17 protein-coding genes are annotated in these 21,460 nt (G+C 59.4%); 4 read left to right on the forward strand and 13 right to left on the reverse strand.

From position 1 onward, the window contains the following. The 7 genes from V1603_RS20895 to V1603_RS20925 all read right to left on the reverse strand — a co-directional run bounded on the left by V1603_RS20895 (window position 1) and on the right by V1603_RS20925 (window position 9,469). The gene (locus tag V1603_RS20895) at window positions 1-1,134 is read right to left on the reverse strand and encodes a Gfo/Idh/MocA family protein (protein ID WP_395313215.1); all 1,134 of its coding nucleotides are present in this window, start codon (window positions 1,132-1,134) and stop codon (window positions 1-3) included. Between the two features lie 8 nt (window positions 1,135-1,142). Further along, window positions 1,143-2,171 (reverse strand): ABC transporter permease, encoded by a 1,029-nt coding sequence (locus tag V1603_RS20900; protein ID WP_013098254.1) that lies wholly within the window; start codon window positions 2,169-2,171, stop codon window positions 1,143-1,145. Between the two features lie 11 nt (window positions 2,172-2,182). After that, complete coding sequence (locus V1603_RS20905) at window positions 2,183-3,730, reverse strand: sugar ABC transporter ATP-binding protein (RefSeq protein WP_395313216.1); 1,548 nt, start codon at window positions 3,728-3,730, stop codon at window positions 2,183-2,185. A 48-nt stretch (window positions 3,731-3,778) separates the two neighbouring features. Beyond that, window positions 3,779-4,708, reverse strand: coding sequence for a sugar ABC transporter substrate-binding protein (locus V1603_RS20910; RefSeq protein ID WP_041908742.1), 930 nt, complete (start codon window positions 4,706-4,708; stop codon window positions 3,779-3,781). A gap of 31 nt (window positions 4,709-4,739) precedes the next feature. Next, the gene (gene iolG / locus V1603_RS20915) at window positions 4,740-5,726 is read right to left on the reverse strand and encodes an inositol 2-dehydrogenase (RefSeq protein ID WP_116343227.1); all 987 of its coding nucleotides are present in this window, start codon (window positions 5,724-5,726) and stop codon (window positions 4,740-4,742) included. 300 nt (window positions 5,727-6,026) lie between these two features. Next, window positions 6,027-7,952, reverse strand: a complete 1,926-nt coding sequence (gene iolD / locus V1603_RS20920) for a 3D-(3,5/4)-trihydroxycyclohexane-1,2-dione acylhydrolase (decyclizing) (RefSeq protein ID WP_395313217.1) — start codon at window positions 7,950-7,952, stop codon at window positions 6,027-6,029. Between the two features lie 11 nt (window positions 7,953-7,963). Continuing rightward, window positions 7,964-9,469 carry a CoA-acylating methylmalonate-semialdehyde dehydrogenase gene (locus V1603_RS20925; RefSeq protein WP_395313218.1) on the reverse strand — a complete coding sequence of 502 codons (1,506 nt, stop codon included), beginning with the start codon at window positions 9,467-9,469 and terminating at the stop codon, window positions 7,964-7,966. Between the two features lie 292 nt (window positions 9,470-9,761). Here V1603_RS20925 and V1603_RS20930 point away from each other — a divergent pair, with 292 nt between their 5' ends. Next, the gene (locus tag V1603_RS20930) at window positions 9,762-10,592 is read left to right on the forward strand and encodes a MurR/RpiR family transcriptional regulator (protein ID WP_193030342.1); all 831 of its coding nucleotides are present in this window, start codon (window positions 9,762-9,764) and stop codon (window positions 10,590-10,592) included. 56 nt (window positions 10,593-10,648) lie between these two features. Here the strand turns inward: V1603_RS20930 and guaA are convergent, their stop codons facing one another. Both guaA and guaB read right to left on the reverse strand, forming a co-directional pair. Further along, a complete protein-coding gene (gene guaA, locus V1603_RS20935) occupies window positions 10,649-12,226 on the reverse strand; it encodes a glutamine-hydrolyzing GMP synthase (RefSeq protein ID WP_003860599.1) in 1,578 nt (525 codons plus the stop codon). A gap of 67 nt (window positions 12,227-12,293) precedes the next feature. Continuing rightward, window positions 12,294-13,760: an IMP dehydrogenase gene (gene guaB / locus V1603_RS20940; RefSeq protein ID WP_014884799.1), complete on the reverse strand. Its 1,467-nt coding sequence runs from the start codon at window positions 13,758-13,760 to the stop codon at window positions 12,294-12,296. A gap of 158 nt (window positions 13,761-13,918) precedes the next feature. Between guaB and xseA the strand changes: the two genes are divergently transcribed. From xseA to V1603_RS20955, 3 genes are read left to right on the forward strand one after another with little or no spacing between them, the layout of a single operon-like run. Further along, complete coding sequence (gene xseA / locus V1603_RS20945) at window positions 13,919-15,292, forward strand: exodeoxyribonuclease VII large subunit (protein ID WP_316380659.1); 1,374 nt, start codon at window positions 13,919-13,921, stop codon at window positions 15,290-15,292. Window positions 15,293-15,350: 58 nt separating this feature from the next. Beyond that, entirely contained in the window at window positions 15,351-16,370 is a 1,020-nt protein-coding gene (locus V1603_RS20950) for a M4 family metallopeptidase (protein ID WP_316380660.1), read from the forward strand. Beyond that, window positions 16,371-16,721, forward strand: coding sequence for a protealysin inhibitor emfourin (locus V1603_RS20955; RefSeq protein WP_023294287.1), 351 nt, complete (start codon window positions 16,371-16,373; stop codon window positions 16,719-16,721). It begins immediately after the preceding gene. Here V1603_RS20955 and V1603_RS20960 read toward each other — a convergent pair. From V1603_RS20960 to der, 4 genes are all read right to left on the reverse strand, one after another. Beyond that, on the reverse strand, window positions 16,718-16,939 hold the full coding sequence (locus tag V1603_RS20960) for a zinc ribbon domain-containing protein (RefSeq protein WP_163330579.1): 222 nt from the start codon (window positions 16,937-16,939) through the stop codon (window positions 16,718-16,720). The genes V1603_RS20955 and V1603_RS20960 overlap by 4 nt on opposite strands. A gap of 47 nt (window positions 16,940-16,986) precedes the next feature. Next, complete coding sequence (locus tag V1603_RS20965; protein WP_395313219.1) at window positions 16,987-18,021, reverse strand: oxidoreductase; 1,035 nt, start codon at window positions 18,019-18,021, stop codon at window positions 16,987-16,989. Between the two features lie 58 nt (window positions 18,022-18,079). Further along, window positions 18,080-19,624, reverse strand: coding sequence for a peptide MFS transporter (locus tag V1603_RS20970; protein ID WP_116343249.1), 1,545 nt, complete (start codon window positions 19,622-19,624; stop codon window positions 18,080-18,082). A gap of 300 nt (window positions 19,625-19,924) precedes the next feature. After that, window positions 19,925-21,400 (reverse strand): ribosome biogenesis GTPase Der, encoded by a 1,476-nt coding sequence (der, locus tag V1603_RS20975; RefSeq protein WP_233002501.1) that lies wholly within the window; start codon window positions 21,398-21,400, stop codon window positions 19,925-19,927. Window positions 21,401-21,460: the final 60 nt, after the last annotated feature.

The raw sequence follows: 21,460 nt of genomic DNA on the forward strand, positions 1-21,460 counted from the left end.
TCAGACAATGTCGTTCACGTTCAGCCAGCGGCCTTCCCGGTGCGAGAGTGCAATCGCGTCCAGCACGCGCGACACCTTCCAGCCCTCTTCGAAGTCCGGCCACATCGGCGCGTCGGCGGCAATCCCGTCCACCAGGTCGCGCACCTCCACCGTTTTTTGATCGTTAAAGCCAATCCCGTGGCCCGCACCCATGCAGAACGCGGCGTATTCCGGGTGCGCCGGGCCGACGAGCAGCGTACGGAACCCCTGACGGTTCACCGGATCGTCATGCAGATAAAGCTTCAGCTCCGCCATGCGCTCCTGGGTGAAGCTGATGGCGCCTTTCGTCCCGGTGATGACGTACGACAGCCCCATCTTGCGGCCGCAGGCAACGCGGGAGGTTTCAATCACGCCCTGCGCCCCGCCCGCGAAGCGCACCATCGCGTGGGCCTGATCCTCGTTTTCGACGGCAATCATCTCTGACGAACCGGCCTTCGCCGGGCGCGCCGGAACCACGATCTTCAGATCGCCGCAGACCTGCTCGATATCGCCCACCAGGTATTGGGCCATATTGACGATATGCGCCGCGAGGTCGCCCAGTGCGCCCAGCCCGGCGGTCTCTTTAAAGCAGTGCCAGTGGATGGGCGACAGCGGGTCGGCCATGTAGTCTTCGTTGTGGGTGCCGTAGAAGTGGATCACATCGCCAATCTCGCCGCGGGCGATAATCTCCTTCGCCAGCTGCGCCGCTGGGTTCTTCATGTAGTTGAACCCCACCAGCGTTTTCACACCGGCCCGCTTCGCGGCGTCGACCATCTCGCGCGCGTCGTGGGCGTTAAGCGCCAGCGGCTTCTCCGAGTAGACGTGCTTGCCGTGGCGGATCGCCTCCAGCGCCATCTCCTTATGCAGGTGGTTAGGTGAGCAAATATCCACCACGTCAATGGCCGGGTCGGCCACCAGCGCCCGCCAGTCGCCCGTGGAACGGTTGAAGCCAAACGCCCGCGCGCGCTCTGCCGCCAGCTCCGGCGTGACTTCCGCCACCATCTCGCGCACCAGTTTGCCGCGCAGGTTGAACACCGTCGCGGCCTGGGCATAGGCGATAGCGTGCGCCTTGCCGATATACCCGGTGCCAATCAATCCAATACGAACCTCTTTCATCGTGTTCCTCACAGTGCGCCGCGACGGCTTTTGGCATAGGTATCGAATGCCACCGCCAGAACGATAATTAATCCGGTGATAATCTGCTGGTAGTAGGCCGAGACGTTCATCAGCACCAGGCCGTTAATCAGAATACCCATTATGATGGAGCCGATAATGGTGCCGCCGATGCGCCCGTAGCCGCCCATCAGCGAGGTACCGCCGATCACCACCGAGGCGATGACGCGCAGTTCAAAGGAGATCCCGGCCACCGCCTCGGCGCTTCCCAGACGCGCGCTCAGGATGAAGCCCGCCAGACCCGCCAGACAGCCGATCAGCACGTAGACGCTGACCAGCACGCGCTTGACGTTGACCCCCGCCAGGCGCGCCGCCTCCGGGTTGCCGCCGATGGCGTAGACGAAGCGGCCCCAGCGGGTTTTGTGCAGCGCCAGATAGCCGCCGACGGCGACGATGGCAAAGATCCAGATCGGAATGGAGATGCCGAGCAGCTCCCCGCGCCCCCACCAGCGGTAGCCCTGATCGAAACCGGCAATCGGCGCGCCGTCGTTAATCACCAGCGTCAGGCCGCGCCAGATGGTCATCCCGCCGAGGGTGACGATGAACGGCGGCAGGCGCAGGCGGGTGACGCCCAGGCCGTGCAGGAAGCCAATCGCCGTGCCCATGGCCAGACAAATTCCCAGGCCGATCAGCCAGCTCATGCCGCCCCAGGCGTTCGGGTCTACGGTGGTGAAGTTATCACCCTTGATCACGTACGCTGCGGTCATTGCGCACACCGCCAGAATGGAGCCCACGGAGAGGTCGATCCCGGCGGTCAGAATGACGAACGTCATCCCCACGGCCATGATCCCGTAGATGGAGACTTCGGTCAGGATGTTGAAAATATTGCGTTCAGAGAAAAAGTTGCTGTTCTGCGACTGGAAGAAGATCAGCAGCAGGATCATGAAAATCAGCACCCCGAAGCGCTCGAAGAAGGCGATGGGATCGATGCGTCCGGCGCGTTTGACCGGGGCCTGCGTTTTAGAAATCATCTGCGTCATGAGAAACTCCGTTATGCCGCGTTCAGGGCGTTGTGGTTGATGGCCATCATCGTCATCAGCCGTTCTTCGTTAGCGTCGTCACCGTGGATCTCGCCGGTCACCCGGCCTTCGCTGAGGGTGATGATCCGGTCAGACACCGCCATCACTTCAGGCAGATCGGAGGAGATCACGATCACCGCCACGCCCTTTTTCGCCATGTCAAACAGCACCTGGTGCACTTCCGATTTGGTCCCCACGTCGATGCCGCGCGTCGGCTCATCGACGATCAGCACCCGCGGGTTGAGCGCCATGCAGCGCGCAAGGATCACTTTTTGCTGGTTGCCGCCGGAGAGCTTGCGCACCTCCTGCGCGCTGTTGACCATTTTGATCTGCAGCGCCTGGCGGTAGGACTCAATCAGATCGTCCTCTTTGCGGGTGTTCACGAACCAGCGCCACTGCAGCAGCGAGGAGAGACAGGAGAGCGACAGGTTGTCGCGAATCGACAGCCCCAGCACCGCCCCCTCTTTTTTGCGATCTTCCGGCACCAGCGCCACGCCCTGATCGAGGGCATACAGCGGGTCGCGCGGCTGGTAAGGCACGCCGTCCAGCTCAAAGCTCCCCGAGGTAAACGCGTCTGCACCAAACAGGCAGCGCGCCACCTCGGTACGCCCCGCGCCCACCAGCCCGGCAATGCCTAATACCTCCCCGGCGTGGACGTGGAAGCTGATGTCGTGCAGGGCGATACCGTGCGGATCCAGCGGCGGCTTTTCGCGGCTCAGCCCCTTCACCGCCAGGCGGACGGGTTTGTCTTCATGATGGGTTTCGCTGGCGGGGCGGCGGTTAAAGGCCACGTCGCGCCCGACCATCAGGCGAATCAGCTGTTCGACGTTAGTCTCCGCCACCGCGCCGGTGCCGGTGAAACGGCCGTCCTGGAAAACGGTGAAGCGATCGCAGAGCTGGAAAACTTCGTGCAGACGGTGGGTAACATAAATAATGCTCACGCCGCGGTTTTTAAGCTCGCGCACCACGCGGTGCAGGCTTTCCACCTCGCTGTCGCTCAGCGCGGCGGAAGGTTCGTCCATGATGATTAACCGGGCGTTGAGGGTCAGCGCGCGGGCGATCTCCACCATCTGCTGCTGGGCGACGCTCAGACGGGCCACCGGCGTGGTCGGCGCAACGTTCAGTTGCAGGTAATCGAGAATAACCTGCGCCTCCTGGTTGACCGCCTTTTCGTCGACGATCAGGTTACGCCTGCGCGGCTCGCGCCCGAGAAACATGTTTTCCGCGACGGTCATGTTGGGCAGCAGGTTGAATTCCTGATAGATGGTGATAATGCCCTTGTTCTGGCGTTCCACCGGGGAGTCGTCCACCGGCAGCGTTTCGCCGTTGAACCAGATATCCCCGCGGGTTTGCGGCTGCGCGCCTGCGAGCGCCTTCAGTAGCGTGGATTTTCCCGCCCCGTTTTCCCCCAGCAGGGCGTGGATCTCCCCCGCGCCGACGGTCAGTTGGGCGCTGCTCAGCGCCCAGACGCCGGAAAAGCTTTTTGCCAGGTCGGTCACTTTCAGTAAGGGTTGCAACATCGGTCTGCTCCTCCTCATGATGAGCCGCCAAAGGCGGCTCGGGACATATCAGTTACCGGCCTCACCGATACGCTCAGCCTGCTGCAGGTTCTCTTTGGTGATCAGCGTCGGCGGGTAGTCGGCCCCGGTGATGGCTTTCTTCTCGCGTACATTGGCCACCAGCTGGCTCATCGCCGTCTGCACCGCAAAGCCCGGACGCTGATCCGCCGTTACCGCCAGCCAGCCGTCGCGCACGCGGGCCAGCGCTTCCGGCACCGCATCAAACCCGGTCACCAGAATTTCGCCCGGCTTCACGCCCTGGCTTTGCAGCGCTTCAATCGCCCCCAGCGCCATGTCGTCGTTAGCGGAGAGGATCACCTGCGGGCGTTTCGGCAGCGAGGGCAGCACGCTTTCAACGATGCGCATCCCTTCGGAACGCATCCAGTTGCCGGTCTGATCGGCGACGATCTTGTACTTATCCCCGCCTGCCTTCAGGCTGTCGCGGATCCCTTTGGTGCGTTCGATGTTGGAGGAGGAGCCCGGCTGGCCGGTCAGCAGAATGATCTCCGCCCCGTCGGGGAATTTGGTTTTGACGAAGTCGCCAATCGCCTGGCCGCCTTTGTAGTTGTTGGCGCCAAAGTGCGGCACTTTCTTCTGGCTGTCGACGGAGCGGTCAAGGGTGACCACCGGCAGCTTCGCATCCTGAATTTCATCCACCGCGCTTGAGACCGCGTTGACGTCGTTCGGGGAGACGATAAAACCCTGCGCCCCGCGGGTGATGGCGTTTTCCAGGTCAGCCACCTGCTTCGGTGAACTGCCCTGCCCGTCCAGTACCTGAAGCTTCACGCCCATCTCTTTTGCGGCTTTCACCGCCGTGCGCTGCATGTGAACTTCAAACGGCATCGCCAGGTTTGGCGTACTGAAAACAATCTGCTCGTTTTCGGCGAGGGCGGCCCCGGATGTCATGGCGATGAGGGCGGCTAAGATCAGTTTTTTCATTATTATGTCTCTCTGTGTAGGGTTGGTGTATTTAGAGGACGATCTCGCGCTGGCTGCGCAGCGACTCCAGCGCTTTATCCGCAAGGTACAGCGCACGTTCACCATCATCGCCGCTGCAGTCAGGCACCGCTTCGCCGCGTAATACCGCAACAAAGTGCTCCCATTCCGCGGCGTAAGCGGATTTGTAGCGCTGCAGGAAGAAGTGTTCCGGCAGCGCGCTGGTGCAGCCCTGTTTGCCATAGTGCTGCACCTGGTTTTCCAGGATATTGCCCGCGCACAGAAGGCCTTCGGAGCCGTGAAGCTCCAGGCGCTGGTCGTAGCCGTAAGATGAGCGGCGGCTGTTGACGATGGTCGCCATTGCGCCGGAGGCGTATTTCAGAACGATAAACGCGGTATCGATATCCCCCGCCTCGCCAATCGCCGGATCCACCAGGTTGCTCCCCTGGGCATACACCGACACCGGCTCTTCGCCCATGATGAAGCGGGCCATGTCGAAGTCGTGAATGGTCATATCGCGAAACATGCCGCCGGAGACGCGCACGTACTCTGCGGGCGGCGGAGACGGATCGCGGGAGATGATGAGCAGCGATTCCGGTTTGCCGATGCGCCCGGCCTGGGCGTCGGTTTTCACGCGGCGGAACTGCGGGTCAAAGCGGCGGTTAAAGCCGATGAACAGCGGCACGTCGTACTCTTTAACCACCTTCAGGCAGTCGCGCACGCGGGCGAGGTCAAGGTGGACCGGCTTTTCGCAGAAGATAGCCTTGCCGTGGCGGGCGGCCATTTCAATCAGATCCGCGTGGGTATCGGTGGCGGAGGCAATCAGCACGGCGTGAACGTTAGGGTCGGTCATCGCCTCGTTCAGGCTCTGCTGGCGGGCCTGATACTGCGTGGCGAGACGGGTGGCAAATTCCTGATTCGGGTCAACCACGGACCAGAGCGTGGTCGCGCCGTGGCTGGCGATGTTAGCTGCATGTACCTGGCCAATTCGGCCAGCGCCCAGTAAAGCAATGTTAAACATAACGGCTCCCGGTGTTGGTGAATGCTGTGAACTAACGACCCTATAAATAAAACATTTATTTCATTTTTATAAATAGTGAAAATTATGTTTTTGAGTGTGGGTTAACACTTTTGAGATGAATGAGATAAATTTTGTTATCAATCTCACAACATTGAGGAAGGGATGTCCCTCACCCTAACCCTCTCCCCAGAGGGGAGAGGGGACGGTTGAGTGCGGGCTTTTCCCCCTCGCCCCTCTGGGGAGAGGGCCGGGGTGAGGGGGAAACAAAATGAAATGAAAATTTCGTTACGAAGAGAAAACTCAATACTGGCGGGCTTTTTTCACCTGCGCCTGGGTTTGCTCTGCGGCCTCACGCACGGCAGAAGACTCTGCCACCTGCGCGTCACCGGTTCGCCACCAGGAGGCGTAATCGTGGGTCATGGTCTTCGGCAGCACCTTGATGTCCAGCAGCGTCAGGCCCGGATGCGCCCGTGATGCCTCCAGCGCCGCCAGCAGGGTTTGCTCGTCGTTCACCCGCCACGCGCGGCAGCCGTAGCTCTCCGCGTTTTGCGCAAAATCGACCTTTACCAGCGGCCCGTCGAGCCGCCCGGTTTCCGGGTTGCGATGGCGATTTTCCGTGCCAAAGCTGCCCATCCCGTGCCCCATCTGCAGGTTGTTAATGCAGCCGAAGCTGGCGTTATCAAACAGCAAAACGGTGACCTTAATCCCCTCCTGCACGGCGGTTTGCAGCTCGGAGTGCAGCATCATGTAGGAACCATCCCCCACCATGGCGTACACCGGCAGCCCGGGTCTGGCGAGCTTCGCGCCGATGGCCGCCGCAATCTCGTAGCCCATGCAGGAGTAGCCGTACTCCAGGTGATAGCTGTCCGGCGTTTTGACCTGCCAGAGACGCTGTAAATCGCCCGGCAGCGAACCGGCCGCGCCCACCACGATGGCGTTATCTTCAATATGCTGGTTGATCAGCCCCAGCACCCGCGTCTGGGTCAGGCGGGTGTTGAGCGTCTCGCCGTACTCCGCCAGCTGCGCATCCAGGTGCCCCGCCACTTCAGGCGCGTCGTCAGGACGCCACTGGCGATCCCACAGGCGGCTGCACTCGTCGCGCCAGGCGGATTTCGCCTGGGCGATTGCCTCTCCCCAGCCGCTGCGGTAATCCCTGAGCGCGTGGGTTAATGCCTGGAGTCCGGTTTGGGCATCGGCAATCAGCGCGGTGGCGTCCAGCTTCAGGGCGTCAAACTCGGCCACGTTCAGCAGCAGGAATTCAACGTCCGGGTGGGAAAAGAGCGCCTTAGAGCCGGTGGTAAAATCGGTCAGGCGGGTGCCGATGCCGATCACCAGGTCGGCCTGTGGCGCAAGCTGGTTAGCGGCCATTCCCCCCGTCACCCCTACACCGCCCAGGTTAAGTGGGTGGTCACTTACCAGCGCCCCCTTTCCGGCCTGGGTTTCGGCAAACGGCAGCTGCAGCGTCTCGACAAATTCGCGAAACGCCTCATGCGCGCCGGAATAGCGCACACCGCCGCCGCACACCACCAGCGGACGACGTTTGCGGGCGATCAGCGCCCGCGCCTGCGCCAGACGCTGCGGGTCAGGCGGACGACGCTCAATGTGGTGCACGCGACGCGCGAAGAAGCTCAGCGGGTAATCCCAGGCTTCTCCCTGCGTGTCCTGCGGCAGGCAGATGGTCACCGCCCCGGTATTGGCGGGGTCAGTAAGCGTTCGCATCGCGCTTAGCATGGCGCTCATGAGCTGCTCCGGCCGGTTAATGCGGTCCCAGTAGCGGGAGACCGGACGGAAGCAGTCGTTGGTGCTGATGCTGAGATCGTGATACTGCTCGATCTGCTGCAGCACCGGGTCCGGCTGTCGGCTGGCGTAGATATCGCCCGGCAGCAGTAAAAGCGGGATGCGGTTCGCGGTGGCGGTTGCCGCGGCGGTCACCATGTTGGCGGCGCCCGGCCCGACCGAGGAGGTGACGGCAAAAATGCGCTGGCGGCGGTGCTGTTTGGCGAATCCCGTCGCCATGTGAGCGATACCCTGCTCGTTGCACCCCTGCATGATTTTCAGATGACCGGGCTCCTGCTCCAGCGCCTGGCCGATACCCAGCACGTTGCCGTGCCCAAAGATGGTCGCCACGCCCTCGACAAAGCGCGTTTCATTGCCATCCACGCTGACGTACTGTTGATTAAGGAACCGGACCAGTGCCTGGGCCATGGTCATACGTTCGGTTTGCATAACGCCTCCTGTCAGCCCAGCGTCGGCATGGAGAACGCAGCGCTTGTCTCCTGCTGCATTTCCGGCCAGCGCGCGGTGATGGTTTTCATTCGGGTGTAGAAGCGCACGCCGTCGCTGCCGTGGACGTTGAGCGCGCCAAAAATCGAGCGCTTCCAGCCGCCGAAGCTGTGGAACGCCATCGGCACCGGGATCGACACGTTGACTCCCACCATGCCCGCCTGCACCTCTTCGCAGAAGCGGCGAGCGCAGCCGCCGTCGCGGGTGAAAATCGCTGAGCCATTACCATATTCATGGCGGTTAATCAGATCCACCGCGCTGGCGTAATCTGCTACGCGCACCACAGAAAGTACCGGGCCGAAAATTTCTTCTTTATAGATGGTCATCTCCGGGGTGACGTTATCGAACAGCGTCGGCCCGACGAAGTAGCCCTGCTCGTGCCCCTTCACGCTGAAGCCGCGACCGTCCACGCGAAGTTTTGCCCCCTGCGACTCGCCGCTGTCGATGTAGCCCAGCACCTTGCTGCGGTGCGCGGAGGAGATAAGCGGCCCCATTTCGTTTTCCGGCGTCTGGTCCAGGCCCGGCCCGACGCGCAGCGCGGCAATCTGTTTTTCCAGCCGGGTGCAGAGGTCATCGGCGGTTTTATCCCCCACAGCCAGTACCACCGAGAGTGCCATGCAGCGTTCTCCCGCCGCTCCGTAGGCCGCGCCCATAATGGCGTTGGCCGCCATCTCCATGTCGGCATCCGGCATGAGAATGCAGTGGTTTTTCGCGCCGCCCAGCGCCTGACAGCGCTTACCGTGGGCGGACGCGGTCTGGTAAATGTATTCCGCAATTGGCGTGGAGCCGACAAAGCTCACCGCCTGCACGCGCGGGTCGGTCAGGAGTACGTCAACGGATTCCTTATCTCCCTGCACCACGTTGAAGACGCCGTCCGGCAGGCCAGCCTCTTTCAGCAGTTGGGCCAGCGCTAGCGCCAGAGAGGGATCTTTTTCAGAGGGTTTCAGCACGAAGGTGTTACCGGTCGCCAGCGCAATCGGGAACATCCACATCGGCACCATCGCCGGGAAGTTAAACGGCGTGATCCCGGCGCAGACGCCGAGCGGCTGCATAAGCGAGTGGCTGTCGACGCCGGTACCGACGTTCGCCGAGTGTTCACCCTTTTGCAGATGCGGAATGCCGCAGGCAAATTCCACCACTTCCAGACCGCGGGTCAGTTCACCCACCGCGTCGGAGAAGACCTTGCCGTGCTCTTCGCTGATGATGCGGGCCAGGCGCTCCATGTTCTCCTCCAGCAGCGCCTTGAAGCGGAACATCACGCGCGCGCGCTTAAGCGGAGCCTGGCGCGCCCACGCAGGAAACGCCTGCTGCGCGGCGGCAATCGCCTGTTCGGTTTCCCGCGCCGTACTCATCACCACCTGGCGGATTTGCTCGCCGGTGGCCGGGTTGAAGATCGCCTGAACGCGCTGGCCTGAACCGGTGACACATTCGCCGTGAATAAAATTCGCTACCGTCTCCATCCTTAACCTCTCGCTGTTGATACGTGACTGTTACCTGAACGCTGTGTACTGAACACTATATATGAAACAAATATTCCATTTTAAGTTGAAATAAAATAAATAATGATTAATGTGATCAAGGATGGATTTTTATGTTAACAGCCAGCAACACTGACGCCGCGTGCGCTATTAAGGGATTTCGGGCGAGGAAATGACTGAAGCTTCTGTTTCATTTTTGCTGCCAGATGGATGGCCGACATTTAAAAGACGCGGTTTTGCGTTTAGAATCATAAGACTGTATTTGGGGGATAACATGACGACAGCAACCAGCCTGAACGAACTGCAGCAGCAAATCCGCGATCGCTACGATAGCCTGAGCAAGAGGCTGCAGCAGGTGTCCCGCTACGTGCTGGATAACACCAACAGCGTGGCCTTTGATACGGTTGCCGTTATTGCCGAGCGCGCCGACGTGCCGCCCTCGACGCTGATCCGCTTTGCCAACGCCTTTTACTTCACCGGCTTCAACGAAATGAAACAGCTGTTTCGCATGAACCTGGTGGAGGAGACCGCCAGCTACAGCGACCGCGCCCGGCTGTTTCGCGAGATGGAGAGCGAGGCCGTGCCGGAAACGCCGCTCGATATCCTGCAGGAGTTCGCCCGCTCGAACGCGCAGGCGCTACAGCAGCTGGCCGCCCGCGCCGAGCCGGAAATGCTGGAGCGCGCGGTGCAGCTATTGGCCGACGCCGACACCATCTACATTGCCGGACTGCGCCGCTCCTTTAGCGTCGCGGCCTACCTCACCTACGCCCTGAGCCACCTCGAGTGTCGCCCTATCCTGCTCGACGGCATGGGCGGGATGCTGCGCGAGCAGATCAGCCGCATTAAGGCGCGCGACATCGTGGTGTCGATCAGCTTCTCGCCGTACGCGGAAGAGACGGTGATGGTCAGCGAAACCGCCGCCAGCGTCGGCGCGCGGCAGATCGTGATTACGGACAGCCAGATAAGCCCGCTGGCGACGTTCAGCGATCTCTGCTTTGTGGTGAAAGAGGCGCAGGTGGATGCGTTTCGGTCTCAGTCGGCGACGCTGTGCCTGGTGCAGTCGCTGGTGGTGGCGCTGGCGTATCGGTTGGGGGAAGGGAAGTAAGGAAATAAAAAACCCCCTGCACAGGCAGAGGGTTTGGGTGTTAATTCAGAGGGAAATCATTCCCACTCAATCGTAGCCGGTGGCTTACCGCTGATGTCATACACCACGCGGGAAATACCGTTCACTTCGTTGATGATGCGGTTAGACACGCGGCCTAAGAAGTCATACGGCAGGTGCGCCCAGTGCGCGGTCATGAAGTCGATGGTTTCCACCGCACGCAGGGAAACAACCCAGTCGTACTTACGGCCATCGCCCATCACGCCGACGGAGCGAACCGGCAGGAACACGGTGAACGCCTGGCTTACCTTGTTGTACAGATCAGCTTTGTGCAGCTCTTCGATGAAGATCGCGTCCGCGCGACGCAGCAGGTCGCAGTACTCTTTCTTCACTTCACCCAGCACGCGCACGCCCAGACCCGGACCCGGGAACGGGTGACGGTAGAGCATGTCGTACGGCAGACCCAGCTCCAGACCGATCTTACGCACTTCGTCTTTGAACAGCTCGCGCAGCGGCTCAACCAGACCCATCTTCATCTCTTTCGGCAGGCCGCCCACGTTGTGGTGAGATTTGATGACGTGTGCTTTACCGGTGGCGGAAGCCGCAGATTCGATCACGTCAGGGTAGATAGTACCCTGCGCCAGCCACTTCACGTCTTCCAGCTTCAGCGCTTCTTCGTCGAACACTTCCACGAACACGCGGCCGATGATCTTACGTTTCGCTTCCGGATCGTTCTCGCCTTTCAGCGCGTCCAGGAAGCGCTGCTCGCCTTCCACGTGAACGATGTTCAGACCGAAGTGGTCGCCGAACATGTCCATAACCTGCTTAGCTTCGTTCAGACGCAGCAGACCGTTGTCCACGAAGACGCAGGTCAGGTTTTTACCGATGGCGCGGTGCAGCAGCATCGCGGTCACGGAGGAGTCCACGCCGCCGGAGAGGCCGAGGATCACTTTGTCATCGCCAACCTGCTGGCGGATACGCTCAACGGCGTCGTCGATGATTTTTGCCGGGGTCCACAGGGCTTCACACTGGCAGATGTCACGCACGAAGCGCTCCAGCATGCGCATACCCTGACGGGTGTGAGTCACTTCCGGGTGGAACTGTACGCCGTAGAAGCGTTTTTCTTCGTTCGCCATGATGGCGAACGGGCAGCTTTCGGTGCTGGCAACGGTGACGAAGTCAGACGGGATGGCGGTAACTTTGTCGCCGTGGCTCATCCACACGTCCAGCAGCGGTTTACCGTCTGCGGTCAGGGAGTCTTCGATACCGCGCACCAGCGCGCTGTCGGTGACGACTTCTACCTGTGCATAGCCGAACTCACGCTCGTTAGAGCCTTCTACGTGGCCGCCCAGCTGCATTGCCATGGTCTGCATACCGTAGCAGACGCCGAATACCGGCACGCCCGCTTCGAACACGTACTGCGGCGCACGCGGGCTGTTCTCTTCGGTGGTGCTTTCCGGGCCGCCGGACAGGATGATGCCGCTTGGATTGAATTCGCGAATCTGTGCTTCCGTGACATCCCACGCCCACAGCTCACAGTAAACGCCCAGTTCACGCACGCGACGCGCCACCAGCTGAGTGTACTGAGAACCAAAGTCCAGGATGAGAATGCGATGTTTATGAATGTTTTCCGTCATTGACGCTAATTCCGAGGCAAGTGAAACAAAAACAGAGCGCCCGGCAGAAGCCGGGCGCGGAAATTAATCAGGAGCCCAGACGGTAGTTCGGGGACTCTTTGGTGATCGTCACGTCGTGAACGTGGCTCTCCTGGATACCCGCACCGCTGATGCGTACGAATTCCGCTTTGGTACGCAGCAGGTCAATGGTACCACAGCCGGTCAGACCCATACAGGAGCGCAGGCCGCCCATCTGCTGGTGAATGATCTCTTTCAGGCGGCCTTTATAGGCAACGCGGCCTTCGATACCTTCCGGTACCAGTTTGTCAGCGGCGTTATCGGTCTGGAAGTAACGGTCGGAGGAACCTTTGGACATCGCGCCCAGGGAGCCCATGCCGCGGTAGGATTTGTAAGAACGGCCCTGGTAGAGTTCGATTTCACCCGGGGATTCTTCGGTACCGGCCAGCATGGAGCCTACCATCACGGCAGCTGCGCCAGCGGCGATGGCTTTAGCGATGTCGCCAGAGAAGCGGATACCGCCGTCAGCGATAACCGGAATACCGGTGCCTTCCAGCGCTTCAACCGCGTCAGACACGGCGGTGATCTGTGGAACGCCCACGCCGGTCACGATACGCGTGGTACAGATAGAGCCTGGGCCGATACCCACTTTCACCGCGCTGCAGCCAGCGTCAGCCAGCGCGCGAGCGCCTGCGCCAGTGGCCACGTTACCGCCGATGATCTGCAGGTCAGGGTATTTGGCGCGGGTATCACGAATACGTTGCAGAACGCCTTCGGAGTGGCCGTGAGAGGAGTCAATCAGCAGGACGTCAACGCCCGCAGCAACCAGCGCGTCAACGCGCTCTTCGTTACCGGCACCGGCGCCAACCGCAGCGCCGACGCGCAGACGGCCATGCTCGTCTTTACAGGCGTTCGGTTTACGTTCAGCTTTCTGGAAATCTTTAACGGTGATCATGCCGCGCAGGTGGAAGTTCGCATCCACCACCAGCGCTTTCTCAACGCGTTTTTCGTGCATTTTTGCCAGCACCACGTCGCGGGTTTCGCCTTCGCGAACGGTCACCAGACGCTCTTTTGGCGTCATGTACACGCTGACAGGCTGGTTCAGGTCAGTCACGAAACGTACGTCACGACCGGTGATGATACCGACCAGTTCGTTGTCTTCGGTCACAACCGGGTAACCGGCGAAGCCGTTACGTTCGGTCAGGGCCTTCACTTCGTGCAGGGTGGTGGTTGGCAGAACGGTCTGTGGGTCAGACACGATGCCGGATTCATGTTTCTTCACGCGGCGAACTTCTTCCGCCTGACGCTCGATAGACATGTTTTTGTGGATAAAGCCAATGCCGCCTTCCTGTGCCAGGGCGATTGCCAGGCGCGCTTCCGTCACGGTGTCCATTGCCGCGGAGAGCATAGGAATGTTCAGACGAATGGTTTTCGTCAACTGCGTGCTGAGGTCGGCAGTATTCGGCAGAACGGTGGAATGAGCGGGAACGAGGAGGACGTCGTCAAACGTCAGTGCTTCTTTAGCGATACGTAGCATGGGCAATATCTCTGACCTGGGTGGTTAAATATTGCCGTGGCATTATACAGAGCGTAACCGATTGCATCTACACTTTTTTATAAAAAAGCTTGCGATTGCCTCTCAGCAGGTTACTATCGACTGAATAACTTGCTGATTTAGAATTTGATCCCGCTCACATGTTATCCTCTCAATCCCCCTCAATTTATACCGTTAGCCGCCTTAATCAGACGGTGCGTTTGCTGCTTGAGCAGGAAATGGGGCAGGTCTGGATCAGCGGTGAGATCTCTAACTTCACGCAGCCGTCCTCCGGCCACTGGTACTTTACGCTAAAAGACGATACCGCCCAGGTGCGCTGCGCGATGTTCCGCAACAGCAACCGCCGCGTGACGTTCCGCCCTCAGCACGGCCAGCAGGTTCTGGTACGCGCCAATATCACCCTGTATGAACCGCGCGGTGATTATCAAATTATCGTCGAGAGCATGCAGCCTGCGGGCGAAGGTCTGCTGCAGCAGAAGTATGAACAGTTAAAAGCCAGGCTCTCTGCCGAAGGATTGTTCGACCAGCAGTTCAAAAAGCCGCTGCCCTCGCCTGCCCACTGCGTGGGGGTGATTACCTCGAAAACCGGTGCGGCACTGCACGATATTTTGCACGTGCTGAAGCGTCGCGACCCTTCCCTGCCCGTCATCATCTACCCCACCGCCGTTCAGGGTGACGATGCGCCAGGACAGATAGTTCGCGCCATTGAGCTGGCGAACGCCCGTCAGGAGTGCGACGTCTTAATCGTCGGGCGCGGCGGCGGCTCGCTGGAGGATTTGTGGAGCTTTAACGACGAGCGCGTGGCGCGGGCAATCTTTGCAAGCGTTATCCCCGTGGTGAGCGCCGTCGGGCACGAAACAGACGTGACGATTGCCGATTTTGTCGCGGATCTGCGCGCGCCTACGCCGTCCGCGGCAGCGGAAGTGGTGAGCCGTAACCAGCTGGAGCTGCTGCGCCAGATTCAGAACGGCCAGCAGCGTCTTGAGATGGCGATGGACTACTTCCTTGCCAACCGTACCCGCCGCTTTACTCAGCTTCATCATCGTCTTCAGCAGCAGCACCCGCAGCTGCGTCTGGCGCGTCAGCAGACCGTGCTGGAGCGCCTGCGTCAGCGCATGAACGTTGCGGTGGACGCGCAGCTCAAGCGCGCGGTAGCGCGCCAGCAGCGCGTGACGCAGCGCCTGAACCAGCAGAATCCGCAGCCGAAAATTTATCGCGCGCAAACGCGCATTCAGCAGCTGGAGTATCGTCTGGCGGAAACTCTCCGGGCGCGTCTGAGCAGCACCCGCGAACGTTTTGGCAACGCGGTGACCCATCTGGAAGCCGTGAGCCCCCTCTCCACGCTGGCGCGCGGCTATAGCGTGACGACGGCAGCGGACGGCAAAGTGCTGAAGCAAGCAAAACAGGTGAATACCGGTGATGTTCTTACCACCCGGCTGTCTGACGGCTGGGTAGAAAGCGAAGTGAAATCAATTAAACCGGTGAAAAAGACGCGTCAGCGCAAAACCGGATAATTCTTCGCCGGTTACTTACTATACTGCTGCTATTCCCTTTTTTAATAAGGAGAGCAGCATGTCCCATCTTCGTAGCGTTATTCCCCCTTATATTCTTCGTCGTATTATCGAAAGCGGTTCCGAGCCGCAGCAGCGCTGTGCCCGCCAGACCTTAACCCACGTCCAGACCCTGATGGCGCATATGCCGGGCAAACCCGCCGCGCCGCACGTGAATAAAGCCGGTCAGCTTGAGCGCGATATCTACGATGCGAAACAGACCCAGGAGCTGCCGGGTACGCAGGTGCGTTATGAGGGGCAACCCTCCAACGGCGATGTGGCGGTGGATGAAGCCTATAACTATTTAGGTATCACCCATGATTTCTTCTGGAAAGAATATCAGCGTGATTCGCTCGATAATAAGGGGCTTATTTTGACCGGCACCGTTCACTATGGGCGGGAATATCAGAACGCCTTCTGGAATGGGCAGCAGATGGTATTCGGTGACGGCGACGGGGAAATCTTTAACCGCTTTACGATTGCCATCGACGTGGTGGCGCACGAGCTGAGCCACGGCGTAACCGAGACCGAAGCCGGGCTGATATATTTTGAGCAGTCGGGCGCGCTGAACGAGTCTCTGTCAGACGTGTTTGGCTCGCTGGTGAAACAGTATCATCTGAAGCAAACCGCCGATAAAGCAGACTGGCTGATTGGTGAAGGGCTGCTGGCCGCGGGCATTAACGGCAGAGGGCTGCGCTCCATGTCAGAACCCGGCACCGCCTACGACGATCCTCTGCTAGGCAAAGACCCGCAGCCCGCGCATATGAAAGATTTCATCAAAACGCGCGAGGATAACGGCGGCGTACATCTTAACTCCGGCATCCCTAACCGGGCGTTTTATCTGGCAGCGACCGCAATCGGCGGTTACGCCTGGGAAAAAGCGGGTTATGCCTGGTACGACACGGTTTGCGATCGCAATCTGGCGCAGGATGCGGATTTTGATGCCTTTGCAAAACTGACGATAGCGCACGGAGAGAAACGCTCCGGTAGCGACGTAGGGGCGGCAATAAAACAAGCCTGGGAACAGGTGGGAGTGCTGTAAATGCAGGTTCCGGAACTGACGGATGACGCCGTGGTTGAGCTGGCCCGGGAAGGCGGCGTCGCTTTTATTCCTAAGCTGAGCGGCCAGCGCACCATCGCGCTCTCCTCGCTCAATGAGGCCCAGCGCCAGCGCCTGGTGAGCATCCTCGAGCAGGCCTTCCCGCGCGGCCAGCCGCCCGGACAAGTCTCTTCCCCCGGCAGCGGGGACCAGCGCTATTTCCGCATCCAGATTATCTGGACCGGCCAAAATCAGGCGCACTACGCCGATATCATCGTGCTGGTACCTGAGCAGGAAGCGCCCGAGTCGCTGGTCGAGCTGTGGAAGAAAGGCGAAGGCTGCGTGTGTGATTAACCTTCGGCCGGGACAAACTCCACGCGCTTTTTAGAGATTAAGCCGTGGCCGTTCTGGCAGAAATAATCCACCGCCCCGCAGGCTTTTAAGACCTGGAGTGGCTGATGGCACTCCGGGCAGCGGGCTTCGAGCGCAATATCTTTATTACAGCTGTCGCAGTGCACCGCCCCGTTCAGGGGTTCAAGCTGTGCCTGGCAATCCGGGCAGGTAATGGTCATGGTGTCTCCTTCAGGGCGTTCTGGTCTGCGATAATTTTACCACGTCTTCAGTGAGGGCCACGTAACTGTTGCTGCAAGGTCAGCAGCAGCGCCACCTCCTCGATTCTGCGGCGCGTCGTGCGGCTCACCTCCTGCGGATCGCGTTCAAACAGGCTCTTTGCGCCAATAATGTGTTCGGCAAGACAGCGTTCATAGATCGTACCGGGGATATGCCAGCGCTGAATATCCTTACCCTCAATCAGCTCCAGCACATCTTCCGCGCCGCGTCGGTCGTGGTTGATGATGCGCCCGTCGCGTAAATACACTCGTAAGCCCTTTTGTCCACCTGCAGGCCCCGCGTATTTGTTAAGCCAGATCTCCACTGGCACACCGCTGATGCTTCCCTGCAAGTGCGCCTCACCTTCCGCCGTGGTCAGGTCGCCTTTTGCAATATTGCGGCCCAGGCGATCTTTGGCCGTGACGACCTGCAGCGTCATATCGTCATGGCCGCCAAGATAGCGCACCGTTTCACGCAGCATCGCCAGCACGTGCGTACCGATATCCAGAATCACGCCGTCCGGGTGGCGAAGCGTTCTCGTATCCGGTTCACCGGTCGCGAAATTGAGCGCGACAGGTTCCCCGGCGTCGTTATACCCACTCGGCTCCTGCAAAAAGCCTTCGATGCGAACGATGTCAGAAAAATGGCCGACCAGTGAATGCTTCACCGTTTCGGTGCGCGCCATCCAGTGGTCGAGCGCCAGCACGCGGGATGCCACATCGGGCGTTGCCAGCAGCGCGTTGAGTTTTTCGATTTGAGAAAGCGTGGCGACAATCGGTTTTTCAATCACAATCCGCGGTACGGGCGAGGCAATCGCCTGCTCAAGCACTGCAAGATGGTGCAGCGATGCGGTGGTGATAAAAAGGGTATCCAGCGGGGTGGCTAAAAGCTCCGCAAGCGAGGCGCTGCGCGTAACGCCTTCGGGGTGCTTAGCGGGGAGAACATCGAAGCCGAAACAACGAACAGCGCCATCGAACAGGTTACGCAAAGCGGGCAGATACGCTGTTTCCACTACCGCGCCAAGACCAACAAATCCTAACTGCATAGTTTCGCCTCAGAAAATACCGTGCCGGGGCGTAACGCCTGCCCCGGCACACCGAGGTTTATGAGGCGCTGACTGCCGGTTTAGTTTGCACATTTTCCAGCATGCGGCGCACCGGAACAATGAGGACGATCAGCACTGCGGCACAAATCAGCAGCGCCATGGAGCAGCGCGCAAAGAGATCAGGCAGCATATCCAGCTGGTCGGCCTTCACGTGGCCGCCAATCAAGCCAGCCGCCAGGTTACCCAGCGCGCTGGCGCAGAACCACAGCCCCATCATCTGGCCGCGCATTCTCTCCGGTGCCAACAGGGTCATGGTCGCCAAACCGATCGGGCTCAGGCACAGCTCACCGAGCGTCAGCATCAGGATACTGCCCACCAGCCAGAACGGCGACACGCCCGCCCCGCCGTTGCTCAGCACGTTCTGTGCCGCCAGCATCATCAGGCCAAAGCCCCCTGCCGCACACAGAATACCAATTACAAACTTGGTGATGCTGCTCGGGCGAATGTTCATGCTCGCCAGCTTCGGCCATGCCCAGCTGAACACGGGGGCCAGCAGGATGATGAACAGGGCGTTGATCGACTGGAACCACACCGCCGGAATTTCAAAATCACCAATCATGCGGTTAGTGTAGTCGTTGGCAAACAGGTTGAACGAGGTTGGCTTCTGCTCAAACGCGGACCAGAAGAACGCGGCGGAGACCAGCAGAATAAAGCAGACCAGCAGCCTGGCGCGCTCTTTGCGGCTCAGGCCCGCGAAAATGAACAGGTAGATAAAGTAGAGGGCAACAGACGCCGCAATCACGTAGACCAGCACGCTGGCTACCGCGACCGGGTTAATGACAATCACGCCCTGCGCAATCAGCGTCACGAGCGTTGCCACGCCTGCCGCCAGCGCCAGCAGCCAAACGCCCACGCCGTTACGCTTCACCACCGGGCTGTTCCAGGTTGAGTCGAGGCCGACTTCGCCGTCGTAACGCTTCATTGCCGGAACGGCAAACACGCGGAAGATAATCAGCGCCACCAGCATCCCGATGCCGCCAATGCCAAAGCCCCAGTGCCAGCCGTGGGTTTTTATCAGCCAGCCGGAAATCAGCGGGGCGATGAACGAGCCCATGTTGATGCCCATGTAGAACAGCGAGAAACCGCCGTCACGACGCGCATCGCCTTTTTTATACAGGGTCCCGACCATCACCGAGATACAGGTTTTGAACAGGCCAGAGCCGAGCACGATGAACATCAAGCCGATAAAGAACAGGTTATTGCCCATGATGGCCGACAGCGCGATCGACAGATGGCCGAGCGCGATCAGAATCGAACCGTACCAGACAGCTCTCTGCTGGCCGAGCCAGTTATCCGCCAGCCAGCCGCCCGGCAGCGCGGCGAGGTACATGGTGCCGGCAAAGATACCGACAATCGCCGAGGCGTTTTCGCGCGCCAGCCCCATTCCGCCGTCATAGACGGTGGCGGCCATAAACAGGATCAGCAGCGGACGAATGCCGTAAAACGAGAAACGCTCCCACATCTCGGTAAAGAACAGCGAACCGAGCGGATACGGATGGCCGAAGAACGTTCGGCTCTCTTTTTGATTAACAGAGGATTGCATAATTCTCCCGAAAGGTATGTGTCGTGCTTGTAAACACCAGCAGGTACGCCGGCCAGTTACGTATCTGACCGATTTTTTACATGCGGCGAAAAGTTAGTTAACCATTTGATAACCAGTCGCTAGTTTTGTCTAGTACCGGACCCTGGACTTTAAGATGAAAATTCGACGATTGTCTACTTTCTTAGATTTAAACGTGGTTGAAAATGAATAGTGATTGACATCACACAGAGAAAACTGGCGGTATGATTTGGGCAAAAAAAAGCCCGCGATAAACGCGGGCCTTCGTGAGATCGTCAATGATTATTTGCTTTTCTTAATGTGCTTAATCAAACGCTTACGCTTACGCATCTGGTTTGGCGTCAGGGTGTTGCGCTTGTTGGCGAACGGGTTTTCCCCTTCCTTAAACTGGATGCGGATAGGCGTGCCCATCACGTCCAGCGATTTCCGGAAGTAGTTCATCAGATAGCGCTTGTAGGAATCCGGCAGGTCTTTCACCTGGTTGCCGTGGATCACCACGATTGGCGGGTTATAGCCACCGGCGTGGGCATATTTCAGCTTCACGCGACGACCACGAACCAGCGGCGGCTGGTGGTCTTCCGCAGCCATATTCATGATGCGGGTCAGCATGGCGGTGCTCTGACGACGAGTGGAGCTGTCATACGCTTCACGCACGGATTCGAACAGGTTACCGACGCCGCTGCCGTGCAGCGCAGAAATAAAGTGCACGCGGGCAAAGTCGATAAAGCCCAGACGGAAGTCCAGGGTCTCTTTCACCTGCTCGCGTACTTCATTGCTCAGGCCGTCCCACTTGTTGACCACGATAACCAGTGAGCGCCCACTATTGAGGATAAAGCCGAGCAGAGAGAGATCCTGATCGGAGATACCTTCGCGCGCGTCGATAACCAGCAGCACCACGTTGGCATCTTCAATTGCCTGCAGGGTTTTGATAACGGAGAATTTTTCCACCACGTCGGTGATTTTTCCGCGCTTACGTACCCCGGCGGTGTCGATCAGGACATACTCACGTTCATCGCGCTGCATCGGGATGTAGATGCTGTCACGCGTAGTGCCCGGCATGTCGTAAACCACCACGCGCTCTTCACCCAGAATACGGTTAGTGAGCGTAGACTTACCTACGTTTGGACGGCCGACGATAGCCAGCTTGATCGGCAGATCCTGAGGGTTGAAGTCATCCTCAGGCGCTTCTTCTTCGCCCTCTTCACCGTCTTCAAACTGCGCCCAGTAGGCGGCGTCTTCATCCACCTCTTCCGGCGGGTTCACTTCGTCCACCCACGGCAGCAGAACGGTTTCCAGCAGGCTGGTCACACCGCGGCCATGCGATGCCGCAATCGGGTGGATCTCCCCCATGCCCAGAGACCAGAAGTCCGCGATAGCCTGATCGGCATCGATGCCGTCAGTTTTGTTCGCCACCAGGAAAGTTGGCTTTTCGCGTGAACGCAGGTGCTTAGCGATAGCGGAGTCCGCCGGCATCAGGCCAGCGCGCGCATCCACCATGAACAGCACGACGTCCGCTTCTTCAATCGCCAGCAATGACTGTTCCGCCATGCGGGTTTCAACGCCGTCTTCTGTGCCATCGATACCGCCAGTATCAATACAGATGAACTCGCGTCCTTCCACCTCTGCACGACCGTACTTACGGTCACGCGTCAGCCCCGGGAAATCCGCAACCAGCGCATCACGGGTGCGTGTTAAACGGTTAAAAAGAGTGGATTTTCCAACGTTAGGGCGCCCGACAAGCGCGACCACAGGTACCATGTTTGAAGCCTCATAAAATTCAAATAAACGTCGCTTTCGCGGCGTTTTTAAAAATGTCAA

Source organism: Enterobacter sp. ECC-219 (genome assembly GCF_043966805.1).
GTDB classification, from domain to species: domain Bacteria; phylum Pseudomonadota; class Gammaproteobacteria; order Enterobacterales; family Enterobacteriaceae; genus Enterobacter; species Enterobacter cloacae_N.

What these genes read in the sequence shown, in the direction of transcription:
- V1603_RS20895 (WP_395313215.1), bottom strand. Translation starts at nt 1,134, where the DNA reads ATGAAAGAGGTTCGTATTGGATTGATTGGCACCGGGTATATCGGCAAG.
- V1603_RS20900 (WP_013098254.1), bottom strand. Translation starts at nt 2,171, where the DNA reads ATGACGCAGATGATTTCTAAAACGCAGGCCCCGGTCAAACGCGCCGGA.
- V1603_RS20905 (WP_395313216.1), bottom strand. Translation starts at nt 3,730, where the DNA reads ATGTTGCAACCCTTACTGAAAGTGACCGACCTGGCAAAAAGCTTTTCC.
- V1603_RS20910 (WP_041908742.1), bottom strand. Translation starts at nt 4,708, where the DNA reads ATGAAAAAACTGATCTTAGCCGCCCTCATCGCCATGACATCCGGGGCC.
- iolG (WP_116343227.1), bottom strand. Translation starts at nt 5,726, where the DNA reads ATGTTTAACATTGCTTTACTGGGCGCTGGCCGAATTGGCCAGGTACAT.
- iolD (WP_395313217.1), bottom strand. Translation starts at nt 7,952, where the DNA reads ATGCAAACCGAACGTATGACCATGGCCCAGGCACTGGTCCGGTTCCTT.
- V1603_RS20925 (WP_395313218.1), bottom strand. Translation starts at nt 9,469, where the DNA reads ATGGAGACGGTAGCGAATTTTATTCACGGCGAATGTGTCACCGGTTCA.
- V1603_RS20930 (WP_193030342.1), top strand. Translation starts at nt 9,762, where the DNA reads ATGACGACAGCAACCAGCCTGAACGAACTGCAGCAGCAAATCCGCGAT.
- guaA (WP_003860599.1), bottom strand. Translation starts at nt 12,226, where the DNA reads ATGACGGAAAACATTCATAAACATCGCATTCTCATCCTGGACTTTGGT.
- guaB (WP_014884799.1), bottom strand. Translation starts at nt 13,760, where the DNA reads ATGCTACGTATCGCTAAAGAAGCACTGACGTTTGACGACGTCCTCCTC.
- xseA (WP_316380659.1), top strand. Translation starts at nt 13,919, where the DNA reads ATGTTATCCTCTCAATCCCCCTCAATTTATACCGTTAGCCGCCTTAAT.
- V1603_RS20950 (WP_316380660.1), top strand. Translation starts at nt 15,351, where the DNA reads ATGTCCCATCTTCGTAGCGTTATTCCCCCTTATATTCTTCGTCGTATT.
- V1603_RS20955 (WP_023294287.1), top strand. Translation starts at nt 16,371, where the DNA reads ATGCAGGTTCCGGAACTGACGGATGACGCCGTGGTTGAGCTGGCCCGG.
- V1603_RS20960 (WP_163330579.1), bottom strand. Translation starts at nt 16,939, where the DNA reads ATGACCATTACCTGCCCGGATTGCCAGGCACAGCTTGAACCCCTGAAC.
- V1603_RS20965 (WP_395313219.1), bottom strand. Translation starts at nt 18,021, where the DNA reads ATGCAGTTAGGATTTGTTGGTCTTGGCGCGGTAGTGGAAACAGCGTAT.
- V1603_RS20970 (WP_116343249.1), bottom strand. Translation starts at nt 19,624, where the DNA reads ATGCAATCCTCTGTTAATCAAAAAGAGAGCCGAACGTTCTTCGGCCAT.
- der (WP_233002501.1), bottom strand. Translation starts at nt 21,400, where the DNA reads ATGGTACCTGTGGTCGCGCTTGTCGGGCGCCCTAACGTTGGAAAATCC.